The sequence below is a fragment of the Corallococcus sp. 4LFB genome (assembly GCF_046520365.1).
Taxonomy (GTDB): Bacteria; Myxococcota; Myxococcia; order Myxococcales; family Myxococcaceae; genus Corallococcus; species Corallococcus caeni.
Genome location: NZ_JBKGHJ010000234.1, coordinates 1 through 13,042 on the forward strand (window position 1 = coordinate 1; position 13,042 = coordinate 13,042).

Sequence of the window (13,042 nt, forward strand, 5' to 3'; positions counted from 1 at the left end):
CATGGCGCGTCCGGCCATGCGGCGTCCGGTGGCCCGGGGGGCAGGGGAGGGCGGGAGGCCCCGGTGGCCGTGGTGGGCTTCGGGCTGACGGCGGCGGGGCTGGCGCTGCTGCCCGTGGCGCCGTCGTACGGGTGGCTCTTCCCGGTGATGGGCCTTCTGGCGGTGGGCTCCGCGCTGGTGACGCCGTGCCTGTCCGCGCTGGTGTCCCTGCATGCGCCGTCCGAGCGGCAGGGGGCGGTGCTGGGGGCGTATCAAGCGTCCGGGTCGCTGGGCCGCATCGTGGGCCCCGCGCTGGGCGGGCTGCTCTTCACCCGGCTGGGCCGACGGCCCCCTACGGGACGGGCGCGGTGCTGGTGGCGCTGGGTGGACTTTTGGCACTGTCCCTGGTGACACAGGTGCGAATGTCCGGAGCGGGCGCGGAGCAAAGCTCATAGGATGGGGACCATGGTGGGCAAGCCGCAGCACATCACCATCGCGTTCGACGTGATGGGGAGCGATCACGGCCCGGCGGAGGTGGTGCGAGGCGCCGCCCAGCTCTCGCTGGAGTCTCCGCACATCCACGCGCTGCTCGTGGGGGACCGGCCGGTCATCGACGAGGCCCTGGCGGGCATCAAGCACAACGGGGAGCGCATCTCCGTGCACCACGCGGGCGACTACGTGGGCATGGACGAGAAGCCCGGCGAGGCCCTGGCGCGCAAGCCCGAGTCCTCCGTCGCGGTGGCCGCCCGGCTGGTGGCGGAAGGGGAGGCGCATGCGCTCGTCTCCGCGGGCAACACGGGCGCGGGCGTGCTCGCGTGCAAGCGCCACTTCCAGTTGATTCCCGGCGTGCGCCGCGCGGCCCTGGCCACGGTGTACCCGACGCGGGGCGTGCGCGGCGCGAAGCAGGACCCCTTCAGCCTCATCCTCGACGTGGGCGCCACGGTGGAGGCCACCGCGGAGGACCTGGTGGCGTTCGCCGTCATGGGCAGCGCCTACGCGCGCATCATCTCCCGCAACGAGCGGCCCAAGGTGGCGCTGCTCTCCAACGGCGTGGAGCCGCAGAAGGGCCCGCCCCGCGTGGTGGAGGCGCACCAGCGGCTGTCGCAGATGCCGGGGCTCAACTTCACGGGCAACGTGGAGGGCATCGACATCCCGCGCGGCACGGTGGACGTCATCGTCACGGACGGCTTCGTGGGCAACGTGTGCCTGAAGATGCTGGAGGGCGTGCACGACACGGTGATGGAGCTGGCCCAGTACGCCTACAAGGAGAGCCTGCGCTGGCGCGCGGGCCTGGCCATGCTGTCCTCCGGCATCGAGCGGCTCAAGGACATCACGGACTGGGAGCAGTACGGCGGCGCGCCCATCCTCGGGTTCGACCGCATCTTCATCAAGGCGCACGGCCGCTCCAGGGCGCGCGCCATCGCGAACGCGGGCAAGGTGGCGGCGAAGGCGGTAGCGAACGAGCTGGGCACCGCCATCCAGGAGGGCCTGGCGAAGTGAGCCTGCCGGACCGCATCGACCCGCCTCCGCCGCGCCGCATCTACCGGTGGGACCTGGACAAGACGTACCTTCAGACGGACTTCGAGTCGTTGCGCGACCTGTTCCGCACCGCCTTCCAGAAGGCCCATGAGAAGGTCGCCGTGCCGGGGGCGTCCGCCCTCATCCGCGAGCTGGCGGAGCAGGGGGACTCGCGGCTGTGCATCGTGTCCGGCAGCCCCAAGCAGATGCGCGCGGTGCTGGAGGAGAAGCTCAAGCTGGACGGCGTCCAGTGGGACGAGTTCGTGCTCAAGGACAACGTGGGCAACCTGCTGCGCGGGCGCTTCCGGGCGCTCCGGGGACAGGTGGGCTACAAGCTGCCCGCCATCCTGGAGAGCCGCGTCAACGCGCCGGTGGAGGCGGAGGAGGTCCTCTTCGGGGACGACGCGGAGGCGGACGCGTTCATCTACTCGCTCTACGCGGACCTCATCGCGGGGCGCGTGGACGAGCGCGTGCTGTCCCAGGTGCTGGAGGCGGGCGGGGTGTACCCGGACGACGCCGCGCGGGTGCACGAGGCGTGGAAGAAGATCCCCATCGCGGACCCCGTGCGGCGCATCTTCATCCACCTGGACCGGCTGACGCCGCCCGCGCACTTCACGCCCTACGGCCCGCGCGTGGTGCCCATCTTCAACTACTTCCAGGCGGCGCTGGTGCTGCTGGCGGACGGCCACCTCACGGCGCCGCAGGTGCTGAAAATCGCCGTGGAGATGGTGCAGACGGCGGGGCACAACATCATCACGCTGTCGAACTCGTTCCAGGACCTGCTCCGGCGCGGACTGCCGCTGCAGCAGGCGGCCATCGCGCTGTCGCAGGCGATGGAGGGCCCAACGCGCTGCTCAAGGCGATGCGGCCCGTGCCGGACATCCTGGCCGCGTTCAGCAAGCGCCTGGCCGCGCTGGGCACGCAGCCGCCCCCACCGCGCGTGCAGGCGGTGGACTACGTGTCGCTCATCTCCCACGCGCTGCCCCGGACCCACAAGGGACGCACGCTTAAGCCGCAGTCCTGAGTCCCTGGCCCCGGCCGCCCCGGGCCCGGGTGACTGCCTGTCCGGCTGCACTGGGGCCCGTCCAGCGGCTCGAACTCCTGGAACGCCCGGCCCTGGCCCTGGATGGGGTGGGCGGGGTGTTGTCCAGTGGAAGCGCCTTCGCCGGGCAGCGGGCGCACGGAGGGCAGGCGGGGGGGCCATGAGGAACCTCCGGCGTCCCTGAAGAATGTCCTTAAGCGCGACCCCCATGGGTGGGAGGATGCGTGCTAGACGGCTGCCCTTCCGAGGCGAATGACGCGAGACCCGACCCATTTCCCGCCCCATGGCGGAACGCTGCCAGCCGCGCCCGGAGACGACGCGCGCGGAGAGGCCTCCTTCGAGGCGGCAGCGGCCGAGGCATCCGGGTCCGCGCGCGAGGTTCTTCCCATGTCTTCCCCCCTGGACCTGACAGGCCCCGAGGAGCGCCCCGAGCGCCCCGAGGCCCAGGCGCCCGCGGACTCCGCCGAGCGCCCCAGCGAGCACGAAACCCCTTCCCGGGCCTCCGAGGCCCCTTCCGAGCCCCCCGATTCCGCGGACGCGGGAGAGGACGACGGGTTCGACGACGATGACGACGCCGAGGACGCCGGCCCCGAGGTCAGCGACGAAATCCGGGCCGCCACCGAGGCCCTGAAGGCCGCGGAGGCGGAGGACGCGCAGGCCGCCGCAGAGGCGGGTGACGAAGCCGAGGAGCCCGAGGCCGTCATCCTGGAGCCGGAGCCGGAGCCCGCCGCGAACGAGCCGGAGCTGCAGGCGCCCACCACCACGCGCACGGGCGAGCCGGCGGAGATCGACCCGGACGAGATGGATCCGGACGCGCTCAAGGTGGTGCTGCGGCTGCACCAGCACGGGCACCAGGCGTACCTGGTGGGTGGCTGCGTGCGCGACCTGCTGCTGGGCAAGAAGCCCAAGGACTTCGACGTGGCCACCAGCGCCCACCCGGGCGAGGTGCGCGCCATCTTCCGCAACTGCCGGCTCATCGGAAGGCGCTTCCGGCTGGCGCACGTCTATTTCAAGGGCGGGAAGATCGTGGAGGTGTCCACCTTCCGCGCGAACCCGACGGAGCTGGAGCCGGCGGCGGGCGCGCCGGGCGCGCCGGGCTCGGAAGACGGGCAGTCCGGCGAGGACCTGCTCATCACCCACGACAACGTCTTCGGCACCGCGCAGCAGGACGCGCGCCGCCGCGACTTCACCATCAACGGCCTGTTCTACGACGCGGCCGAAGGCCGGGTCATCGACTACGTGCGCGGCCGGCGCGACCTGGATGAGCGCTTCATCCGGACGATTGGCGACCCGGAGATCCGCATGCGCGAGGACCCGGTGCGCATCCTGCGCGCGGTGCGCTTCGCGGCGAAGCTGGACCTGGACATCGAGTCGCGCACGTACGCGGCGATGGAGGGCGCGGTGGAGGACCTGCCGCGCTGCGCGCCCGCGCGCCTGCTGGAGGAGACGTTCCGGCTCATCCGCGGCGGCGTGTCCGCCCCGGCGCTGAAGCTGCTGGCGGCGCTGGACGCGCTGAAGATTCTTCTCCCGCCGGTGGACGCGTACCTGCGCGAGCACGGCAAGGAAGGGGAGAAGACCTTCTACGCCTTCGCGCAGGCGCTGGATAAGCGCGTGTCCGCGGGTGAGGTGCTGGACGACGCCATCCTGCTGGCGACGTTGCTGGTGCCCATCAGCCGCGCGCAGCCGCCGCCGGACGACTCGCAGGACGAGGGCCGCGCGTCCGTGTCGCGCGTCATCGAGGACCTGCTGGCCGGCTTCGTGGAGTCCGCCCGGCTGCCGCGCCGCATCGCCGAGCGCTGCCGCATGCTGCTGCTGATGCAGCGCACGCTGACCGGGGAGCGCCGCCGCAAGACGGGCGCCTTCCGCCGCCACCCGCTCTTCAACGAGGCGCTGGCCGTCTTCACGATGACGGTGGAGGCCACGGGCGAGGGCCGTGAGGCGCTGGAGGCCTGGCAGTCTGGAGAGGTGCCGCCGCCGCGCGCCGGTGCGAACAGCGGAGGGACGCGGACGGCCCCGCCGCAAGCGCCGTCGCCGCCGCCGCCGCCGTGGCAACGGGGAGCGGAGAGGGCGGCGGTTCGGGCCCCTCCTCCGGTTCCGACGCCAGCGAGGGGTAGTGCTCCCGCGGGACTGCTGAAGCGAAAGGGCTGGAGCGCTCCGGTGCTCCGGCCCTTGTCGTGTCCGCGACGTGCTAGCGCTTCGGCCTTTCAAGGGGCCGCTCGGAGCGCGGGTCGTCGTCATCCGGCGCCTCCGCCCCGGCGATGTCCGCCATGGTGATGGCCTTGCTGCCGAAGCGCGCCGCGATGCGGTCCATCGCCTCGTTCAGCTTCGACGACTTCGGCGCCGCCGCCGGGAACAGGCCCAGCTGCGCCTCGTCCTCGTCCAACTGCACGCTCACGCCCGTGAGCCGCAGGGCCTTGCCCTCGTGGGCGCGCTCCAGCAGCTCCAGCGCCGCGCGGTAGATGACCTGCCCGTCGTCCGTCGCCTCTCGCAGCGTGGTGCGCCGGGTGATGAGCGTGAAGTCCGCGAACTTCAGCTTGAGCTGCACCACGCGCCCCTTCAGCGCCGCGCGCCGCAGCCGCCTTGCCACCCGCAGGGCCTGCGCGTGCACGTGCGGCTTGAGCACCTCCACGCCCGTCAGGTCCTCCTCGAACGTGTCCTCCGCGCCCACGCTCTTGGCCGCCCGGTCCGGCACCACGTCGCGCGCGTCGATGCCGTGCGACAGCTCCCACAGGTGCTTCGCGCTCGCCGCGCCAAAGCGCTCCTCCAGCCACGCCACGTCCCGCGTCGCCACGTCACCAATCGTGGAGAGCCCCGCGCGCTTCATCGCCTCTTCCGTCTTGGGCCCCACGCCCCACAGCCGCGACACCGGCAGCCCCGCCAGGAAGGCCACCGTCTCCTCCGGCCGCACCTCGCGCTGGCCGTTGGGCTTCGCCAGGTCGGAGGCGATCTTCGCCACGAACTTCGCCGTGGCGATGCCCGCGGACGCCGGCAGCTTCAGCTCGTGGGCGATCTCCTGGCGGATCCGCTTCGCGATGTCCGCCGCCGCGCCGAACAGCCCCACCGACGCCGTGACGTCCAGGAAGGCCTCGTCCAGCGACAGGGGTTCAATCAGCGGCGTGTACCGCTCGAAGATGGCGAACACCTGCTCGCTGGCCTCCGCGTACGCGGAGAAGCGCGGCTTCACCACGATGGCGTGCGGCGCCTGCTTCACCGCCCTGGCCATGGGCATCGCGCTCTTCACGCCGAAGGGGCGCACCTCGTAGGACGCGGCCACCACCACGCCGCGCTGTGCATGCCCGCCAACGATGACCGGCTTGCCCCGGAGGGACGGGTTGTCGCGCTGCTCGACGGACGCATAGAAGGCGTCCATGTCCACGTGGAGGATGGCTCGCATGGCGTGAGTCACTCTAGTGGCCCCCTCTGACAGTGCGACCCATGAAGACCCTCACCGAATACCTCTGGTTCGAGACGAAGGCCCGCCGGGAGCTGGTGCGCCTCACGGACACCGTGGCGGCCCTGGTGAAGAAGAGCGGCATCCAGGAGGGCATGGTGCTGGTGTCCGCCATGCACATCACCGCGGGCGTCTTCGTCAACGACGACGAGCCCGGCCTCCACGAGGACATCTGGGACTGGCTCCAGCACCTGGCGCCCTCCGGCCCCGACTACCGCCACCACCGCACCGGCGAGGACAACGGCGACGCGCACCTGAAGTCCATGCTCGTCCACCATCAGGTGCTGATTCCCGTCACCGCCGGCAAGCTGGACCTGGGCCCCTGGCAGCAGTGCTTCTACGCGGAGTTCGACGGCCAGCGCCGCAAGCGCGTCATCGTCAAGGTGATGGGGGACTAGCCGGCCACCGGCCACGACAGCCCGTGCCGCGCAAGCTCCGCCACCAGGTCCGGCGGCAGCGGGCTCTCCACCTTCACGGGCTCCTTCGTCACCGGGTGCGGCACGGTGAGCGAGCGGGCGTGCAGGAAGAACCGCCCCAACTCCGGCGCCTCGCGGCCGCCGTAGAGCGCGTCCCCCACGAGCGGCGCGCCCACGCCCGCCAGGTGCGCGCGCACCTGGTGCAGCACGCCGGTGAGGATGCGCACCTCCACGAGGCTGTAGTCCCCGGAGCGGGCCAGCACCTGGAAGTGGGACAGCGCCTCGCGCGCGTCCTCGGCGCCGTAGGGGGCGGGCTCCACGCGGTCCGGGTGGCGCGGGTGGTGGCGCAGCGGCACCTCCACCTCGCCCTCGTCCGCCAGCGGGCCCGTCACCAGGGCGAGGTAGCGCTTGTCCACCGTACGGTTGCTGAAGGCCTCGCGCACCGCCGTCCAGGCCTCGCGCGTGCGGCGACGGCGAGCACCCCGGACGTCTCCACGTCCAGCCGGTGGCACAGGCCGCCCTCGCGCGGGTCCTGGGACGCCTGCGCGACCTCCGGGTAGCGCGCCACCAGGGCGTTGGCGACGGTGCCCGTCTCCCCCGGCTGCAGCGGGTGCGAGGGCCGGCCGGCGGGCTTGTCCACGAAGAGCAGGGAAGGGTCCTCGTGCAGGACGACGAGCGGGAAGTCCGTGTCGGGCACGGCCTCGCGCACGGCCTCCTCCACCGTCACGGTGACCTTCTGGCCTTCGGTGATGGTGAGCCCCTTCTTCGCGGGGCGGCCGTCCACGCGCACCTGGCCCTCCTCGAAGAGGCGCTTGAGGCGGGCGCGGGACAGGCCCAGGGCCTCGCCCACGAACAGGTCCACCCGCTGGCCCGCCTTGGCGGCGTCCACGGTGAGGGTGTGCGTCGTCGTCGTGGTCACTCGGAGAGGGCCTCGTACACTTCCTCGGCCGTCTGGAACCGGTCGTCCGGCTCCTTGCGGATGAGGCGATGGGCCACCCGCGCCAGCTGCGGGTCGCCATGCAGGTTGAGCGCGAGCAGCGGCGGGGGTTCCGTCTCCAGCACCTGACGCCACAGCTCGTGCGGCGTTTTCGCGTCGAACGGCGGACGCCCGCTCATCAGCTCGTACAGGATGACGCCCAGGCTGTACAGGTCCGAGCGCCCATCCAGCGGCTCCCCGAGAATCTGCTCCGGGGCCATGTACCGGTAGGTGCCCACGAGCTTGCCGTCCGCGGTGATGCCCGCGTCGTCCGCGAGGAACTTGGCCAGGCCGAAGTCCATCAGCCGCACCTGCCGGTCGTCGTCCACCATGATGTTGGACGGCTTCAGGTCGCGGTGCACCAGCCCGTGGCCGTGGATGTACGCCAGCGCCTCGCACACCTGGAGCATGGCGTCCTTCAGCTTGCCCATGCGCTCCGGACGGTTGAGGTCCGCCACCTTCGGCGTGGCGGGGCGCGAGGGCGGCTGCGCGCGAGGGGCCGCGCGGCGCGGATCCACCCCCCGCATCCCGTCCGGGTCCGAGTCGTCCTCGGCGCCGTGGAAGCTGGCCAGGTCCTCGCTGGGCGCTTCCTCCGCGAAGGCGTTCAGGTCGAAGGTGCCGTCGTCCTCTACGTCGTCGTCCTCGTCCTCGTCCGGGCTGTCGACGCTGCCGAAGTCGTCGTCCGCGGTGCGGCGGATGGCGAGCGGGCCGCGCGAGGAGGGCGTGGGCGTGTGCAGGTCGCTGAAGCTCACGTCCAGGTAGTGGCGCAGCGTGAGCCCCTCGATGAGCTCCATGGCCAGGTACGGCTGGCCCGCGTGGACACCGGCCTCGAAGACCTTCACCACGTTGGGGTGCGACAGGTCCGCCAGGGTCTCGAATTCGCGCGCGAGTCTGCGTGCCGCGCGGTCGTCCAGCGACGGGCCACCCGTCGACAGGAGCTTCAGCGCGACCTCGTCGTTGCTGCGGCGGTCCAGGGCCCGATAGACGGTCCCGGCCCCGCCACTGCCGAGCGTCTCCAGCACGCGGTAGGGACCAATGGCCTTGGGAGGCATGGGAGGGCGGATCCTACGGAGCACGTCACGTCACGGTCAAACACGCAGACATGTCTTGAGACGCAGCGGACGCCCCGACCCCGGACACTCACGCCCCCAGCAGCCGTCCGAGCACCCAGGAGCAAGGCCACCCATGAGGAGTTCTCATGGAAGCCCACCTTCGTCGCTTTCATGTCCCCTCATGAACCGTTCACCCCCTCTGGACGACCGCCTGGCTGGGGAGAGGGACCGGGCGGCCACGCGCCCGTGGACGCGACGCGGCGCCGCCGCTAGGGTGCGCGGCTTCATGGATCGCCCTCTTACCGTGTTGCCCACCGCCCTCGAGGCCCAGGTCAAGGCCCGGCCGCTCCCGCGCCACGTGGGCATCATCATGGATGGCAACGGCCGTTGGGCGGAGCTTCGCGGCCAGCCCCGCCTGGAGGGTCACCGCGAAGGCAGCGTCAGCGTTCGCGAAGTGACGCGCGCCGCCCGTCGGCTGGGCGTCCAGGCCCTCACCCTCTACGCCTTCTCCTCCCAGAACTGGGCCCGCCCGCCGGAAGAGGTCGCCGGGCTGATGGAGCTCTTGCGCGAGTACCTCGAATCCGAGCGCGCCGAGATCCTGGACAACGGCATCCGCCTCAACGCCATTGGCGAGGTGGACAAGCTGCCCCGCTACGTGCGCGAGCCCCTGGAGCGCCTGCGGGCCGACTCCGCCCACAACACGGGCATGGTGCTCACCCTGGCGCTCTCCTACGGCGGCCGCGAGGAGCTGCTGCGCGCCGCGCGCGACCTGGCGCAGGCCGCCGCCCGCGGCGAGCTGGACCCCGCGCACCTGGACGCCGACGACCTGGAGTCGCGGCTGTGGACCGCCGGGCTGCCGCCGGTGGACCTCATCGTCCGCACCAGCGGCGAGCAGCGCATCTCCAACTTCCTGCTCTGGCAACTGGCGTACGCCGAGCTGTGCTTCACCGACGCCCTGTGGCCCGACTTCCGCACCGAGGAGTTCCTGCGCTGCCTGTCGCAGTACCAGGGCCGCGAGAGGCGCTTCGGTCTGACGTCCGCCCAGGTCAACCGGGACGACACCCCCCAGCGGGCCAAGGCGTGAACGAGAAGAACAAGAACCTCCTCATCCGCGTTGTCACCGGCATCACCCTGCTGCCGCTGGTGCTCCTGCTGCTGTTCCTGGGCGGGTACTACAGCGCCATCCTCCTGGGCGCCGCCGCGGCCGTGTGCGCCGGGGAGTACTACCTCATCACGCAGAAGCGCCTGGGCGCCGCCGCGTGGGTGGGCATGGCCTTCGCCTTCGTGATGCCGCTGCTCCCCCTGCGGGACGCCGCGCGCACCGGCGAGACGGCCTTCTGGCTCACGTCCGTCTTCTTCTTCTTCGCGTGGATCTACAACCTGTTCCGGGGCGCGCTCGCGGAGGCCCCCACCCGGGCCGCGCACCTCGTCACGGGCTTCCTCTACGGCTCCGTGGGCCTCACCGCGCTGTCCGCGCTGCGCCTGCTGCCCGGCGAAGGGCACGCGTGGGTCATCTGCGCGCTGACCATCACCTGGGCCAACGACACGCTGGCGTACTTCGCGGGGCGCTTCCTCGGGAAGCACAAGCTCTACCCGGCGGTCAGCCCGAACAAGACGTGGGAGGGCTTCTTCGGCGGCATGGTCGGCTCCGTGCTGGGCATGTTCGTCGCCAAGCTCGGCTTCTTCCCCATCTTCACCGTGTGGGACTGTGTGGTGCTGGGCATCCTGGGCGGCCTGCTGGGCCCCGTGGGCGACCTGTGCGAGTCCATGCTCAAGCGCGCCTACGGCGTGAAGGACTCCGGAAAGCTCATTCCCGGACACGGCGGCGTGCTCGATCGCATCGACGCGCTCATCTTCAACGCGCCGCTGGTGTTCGTCTATGTGCAGTTCGTGAGGCACCTGCTGCCGTAAGTGCCTGATTTCGCGCCTGCCCGCCCGCCTTGCGGCGTGCGTTGTGCGTTGTCCGTCCCAGGGGGCGCGATTACTCTTCCGGCCATGCTCCAGAACCTCGGGTTCTTCATCCTCCTGCTGGGCGTGCTCGTGACGGTGCATGAGCTTGGCCACTTCCTCGTGGCCAAGGCCTGCGGGGTGAAGGTCCTCAAGTTCTCCATCGGGTTCGGGCCGAAGATCATCGGCTTCACCAAGGGCGAGACGGAGTACCAGGTGGCGCTCTTGCCCCTGGGCGGCTTCGTGAAGATGGCCGGGGACCTGCCCCACGAGGAGCTCCCGCCGGAAGAGGCGGCGCGCGGCTTCCTGGCGCAGCCGCCCTGGAAGCGCGGGCTCATCGTCCTCGCGGGCCCGGCCTTCAACCTGCTGTTCCCCATCCTCGTCTACTTCTTCGTCTTCCTGGGCCCCCAGGAGACGCTGTCCACGCGCGTGGGCATGGTGTCGCCGGACATGGCCGCCGCCGCCGCGGGCATCCGCCCCGGGGACCGCATCCTGTCCGTGGAGGGCGAGCCGGTCCGCACCTTCGACGACATGCGCGACGCGTTCGTCGGCAAGTTCAACCGCCCCGTGCCCGTCACCCTGGAGCGCGAGGGGCAGCAGCGGGTGGTGGAGGTGACGCCGGAGAAGAGCTCGGAGGTGTCCCCGGTGGACACCGTCGAGCGCGGGATGATTGGCGTGAGCCCCTACCCGCAGCCGCCGGTGGTGGGCGTGCCGGCGACGTCCGCCGCGGCCGCCGCGGGCCTGCGCAGCTTCGACCGCGTGCTGTCCGTCAACGGCGTGCACGTGCAGGACGAGGCCGCCCTCTACCGGGAAGTGGCCAAGGTGCCGGAAGGCACGCCCCTGAAGCTGCGCGTGGCGCGCCTGGCCCCCGTGGCCGTGGGCGCCGTCACCGGCCGCCTCCCGGAGGTCGTGGAGGTGACGCTGCCGCGTCAGGCCGGCGAGGGCGCGGCGGCGCTGGGCGCGGAGGCCGTGGACCTCTACGTGGCGAGCGTGGCCCCGGGCAGCGTGGCGGAGGGCGCGGGCCTCCAGCCGGGCGACCGCATCGTGGCCATCAACGGCACGCCGCTGAAGTCCTTCAACAAGCTGGCGACGGTGCTCAACGGCCTGCAGGCCCAGCCCTTCACGCTCACGTGGCGCGGTGCCCAGGGCGAGCGCACGGAGAAGCTGGCGCAGGCGCCGCTCAAGACGCGCGACGACTTTGGCCAGACGAGCGCCCCGCTGGTGTTCGGCGTGCGCCCGTGGAGCTTCAGCAGCGCGGACCTGCCGCCGGTGGAGAAGGTGACCATCGACCTGGGCCCGGCGCAGGCCTTCAAGGAGGCCGCGCTCATCGTCCCGAAAATCGTCGGGCAGATGGTGCAGGTGCTGGGCGGGCTGTTCGTGGGCAAGGTGTCGCCCAGCACGATTGGCGGCCCCATCATGATGTACCAGCTGGCCGCCAAGAGCGCCGAGCAGGGCCTGGACAGCTTCCTCAACCTGATGGCGATCATCTCCATCAACCTGGGCGTGATGAACCTCTTGCCCATCCCGGTGCTGGACGGCTTCCACCTGCTGTCCGCGGCGTGGGAGGGCGTCCGCCGCCGCCCCATCCCCGTGCGCGTGCGCGAGGTGGCGAACATGGTGGGCCTGGCGCTGCTCATCCTGCTGATGCTGCTGGCCGTGACCAACGACGTGACCCGCTAGCGAGGTGATGATGCGAGGACGGACCGCGCTCCTGCTCCTGGGGATGGGATTCTTCGCTGGCTGCGCGTCTCGCGCGGCCAGGCCCCAGCCGCCGCAGGCCGCTGCTTCCGGTGACGACGGCACCCAGGTGACGCGCCGGGAGAAGATGCCGCGCAACTATCTGGGCGAAGGCATCGCGTCCTTCTACGGCCCGGGCCTCCACGGCCGGCCCACCGCCAGCGGGGAGAAGTTCAACCAGAACGCCCTCACCGCCGCGCACCGCACGGCGCGCTTCGGGTCGTGCGTGAAGGTGATGAACATGGAGAACGGCCGCCAGGTGGAGGTGCGCGTCAACGACCGCGGCCCCTTCGTGGACGGCCGCATCATCGACGTGTCGAAGGCCGCCGCGAAGGCGCTGGGCATGCTGGACAAGGGCCTGGCGCGCGTGCGGCTGTACCGGTGCGGCGGCGACCGCGTGTCGCGGGTGCCGGTGGAGTTCTGGGCCGCTCCGGCCTGAAGTGTCTTGAACCGAGAAGAAGGGATGTCGCCCGTGTTGCTCGCGCTGGACACCTCCACGCTGACGCTGTCGCTCGCCCTGGTGGAACGCCAGGGGGAGGACGTGCGCGCGGTGGAGCACGTGGTGGTGCCTCCGCCCGACAAGCAGAGCGAGGCGCTGCCGGGCGTCGTCGGGGACCTGCTCCAGCGCCACGGCCTGAAGCTCCAGGACCTGGAGGGGCTGGCGGTGGGCCTGGGGCCGGGGTCGTTCACGGGCCTGCGCATCGGCCTGGCCACGGTGAAGGCGCTGGCGTACGCCACGGGGCTGAAAGTGGCCGGCGCGTCGTCGCTGGCGGCGGTGGCGCTGGAGGGCCGGAGGGCGTGCCGCTGTTCTGCCTGGCCGTGGCGCGCAAGGACGACCTGTACCTGGGCGCCTACCGCCGCGTGGGCCACGCCGTGGAGGCGCTGGCTCCGGAGACGGCCATGTCGCCGGAAGAGGTGGCGCAG

9 protein-coding genes and 4 pseudogenes are annotated in these 13,042 nt (G+C 71.7%); 10 read left to right on the forward strand and 3 right to left on the reverse strand.

The annotated features are described in order from the left end of the window. From ACLEQD_RS23570 to pcnB, 4 genes and pseudogenes are all read left to right on the forward strand, one after another. Window positions 1–434: pseudogene (locus ACLEQD_RS23570) on the forward strand (MFS transporter); the annotation flags it as partial. A gap of 10 nt (window positions 435–444) precedes the next feature. Continuing rightward, window positions 445–1,479, forward strand: a complete 1,035-nt coding sequence (plsX, locus tag ACLEQD_RS23575; RefSeq protein WP_410386935.1) for a phosphate acyltransferase PlsX — start codon at window positions 445–447, stop codon at window positions 1,477–1,479. Then, a pseudogene (locus ACLEQD_RS23580) lies at window positions 1,476–2,521 on the forward strand (phosphatase domain-containing protein). Before plsX ends, ACLEQD_RS23580 begins: the two are co-directional and overlap by 4 nt. Before the next feature lie 405 nt (window positions 2,522–2,926). Continuing rightward, a complete protein-coding gene (gene pcnB, locus ACLEQD_RS23585) occupies window positions 2,927–4,813 on the forward strand; it encodes a polynucleotide adenylyltransferase PcnB (protein WP_410386937.1) in 1,887 nt (628 codons plus the stop codon). Here pcnB and dinB read toward each other — a convergent pair. Continuing rightward, on the reverse strand, window positions 4,728–5,933 hold the full coding sequence (gene dinB / locus ACLEQD_RS23590; protein WP_410386939.1) for a DNA polymerase IV: 1,206 nt from the start codon (window positions 5,931–5,933) through the stop codon (window positions 4,728–4,730). The genes pcnB and dinB overlap by 86 nt on opposite strands. Window positions 5,934–5,974: 41 nt before the next feature. Here dinB and ACLEQD_RS23595 point away from each other — a divergent pair, with 41 nt between their 5' ends. Next, window positions 5,975–6,388 carry a secondary thiamine-phosphate synthase enzyme YjbQ gene (locus tag ACLEQD_RS23595; protein WP_171413557.1) on the forward strand — a complete coding sequence of 138 codons (414 nt, stop codon included), beginning with the start codon at window positions 5,975–5,977 and terminating at the stop codon, window positions 6,386–6,388. Here the strand turns inward: ACLEQD_RS23595 and ACLEQD_RS23600 are convergent. Both ACLEQD_RS23600 and ACLEQD_RS23605 read right to left on the reverse strand, forming a co-directional pair. Continuing rightward, window positions 6,385–7,325 (reverse strand): annotated as a pseudogene (locus tag ACLEQD_RS23600) (RluA family pseudouridine synthase). The gene ACLEQD_RS23595 and the pseudogene ACLEQD_RS23600 sit on opposite strands and share 4 nt — an antisense overlap. After that, window positions 7,322–8,434, reverse strand: coding sequence for a protein kinase domain-containing protein (locus tag ACLEQD_RS23605; RefSeq protein WP_410386941.1), 1,113 nt, complete (start codon window positions 8,432–8,434; stop codon window positions 7,322–7,324). The pseudogene ACLEQD_RS23600 and the gene ACLEQD_RS23605 overlap by 4 nt, the downstream one beginning before the upstream one ends. A 286-nt stretch (window positions 8,435–8,720) precedes the next feature. Here ACLEQD_RS23605 and uppS point away from each other — a divergent pair, with 286 nt between their 5' ends. The 5 genes and pseudogenes from uppS to tsaB all read left to right on the forward strand — a co-directional run. After that, window positions 8,721–9,518, forward strand: coding sequence for a polyprenyl diphosphate synthase (uppS, locus tag ACLEQD_RS23610; RefSeq protein ID WP_171413561.1), 798 nt, complete (start codon window positions 8,721–8,723; stop codon window positions 9,516–9,518). Continuing rightward, window positions 9,515–10,345 carry a phosphatidate cytidylyltransferase gene (locus ACLEQD_RS23615; protein ID WP_171413562.1) on the forward strand — a complete coding sequence of 277 codons (831 nt, stop codon included), beginning with the start codon at window positions 9,515–9,517 and terminating at the stop codon, window positions 10,343–10,345. The genes uppS and ACLEQD_RS23615 overlap by 4 nt, the downstream gene beginning before the upstream one ends. Window positions 10,346–10,429: 84 nt before the next feature. Beyond that, window positions 10,430–12,061 carry an RIP metalloprotease RseP gene (rseP, locus tag ACLEQD_RS23620; protein ID WP_410386943.1) on the forward strand — a complete coding sequence of 544 codons (1,632 nt, stop codon included), beginning with the start codon at window positions 10,430–10,432 and terminating at the stop codon, window positions 12,059–12,061. Between the two features lie 10 nt (window positions 12,062–12,071). Then, complete coding sequence (locus ACLEQD_RS23625; RefSeq protein WP_410386944.1) at window positions 12,072–12,557, forward strand: septal ring lytic transglycosylase RlpA family protein; 486 nt, start codon at window positions 12,072–12,074, stop codon at window positions 12,555–12,557. Window positions 12,558–12,590: 33 nt separating this feature from the next. Continuing rightward, window positions 12,591–13,042, forward strand: a pseudogene (gene tsaB, locus ACLEQD_RS23630) (tRNA (adenosine(37)-N6)-threonylcarbamoyltransferase complex dimerization subunit type 1 TsaB); the annotation flags it as partial.

Coding starts and splice junctions, on each gene's coding strand:
- ACLEQD_RS23595 (WP_171413557.1), top strand. CDS start 5,975: ATGAAGACCCTCACCGAATACCTCTGGTTCGAGACGAAGGCCCGCCGG.
- pcnB (WP_410386937.1), top strand. CDS start 2,927: ATGTCTTCCCCCCTGGACCTGACAGGCCCCGAGGAGCGCCCCGAGCGC.
- ACLEQD_RS23605 (WP_410386941.1), bottom strand. CDS start 8,434: ATGCCTCCCAAGGCCATTGGTCCCTACCGCGTGCTGGAGACGCTCGGC.
- uppS (WP_171413561.1), top strand. CDS start 8,721: ATGGATCGCCCTCTTACCGTGTTGCCCACCGCCCTCGAGGCCCAGGTC.
- rseP (WP_410386943.1), top strand. CDS start 10,430: ATGCTCCAGAACCTCGGGTTCTTCATCCTCCTGCTGGGCGTGCTCGTG.
- dinB (WP_410386939.1), bottom strand. CDS start 5,933: ATGCGAGCCATCCTCCACGTGGACATGGACGCCTTCTATGCGTCCGTC.
- plsX (WP_410386935.1), top strand. CDS start 445: ATGGTGGGCAAGCCGCAGCACATCACCATCGCGTTCGACGTGATGGGG.
- ACLEQD_RS23625 (WP_410386944.1), top strand. CDS start 12,072: ATGCGAGGACGGACCGCGCTCCTGCTCCTGGGGATGGGATTCTTCGCT.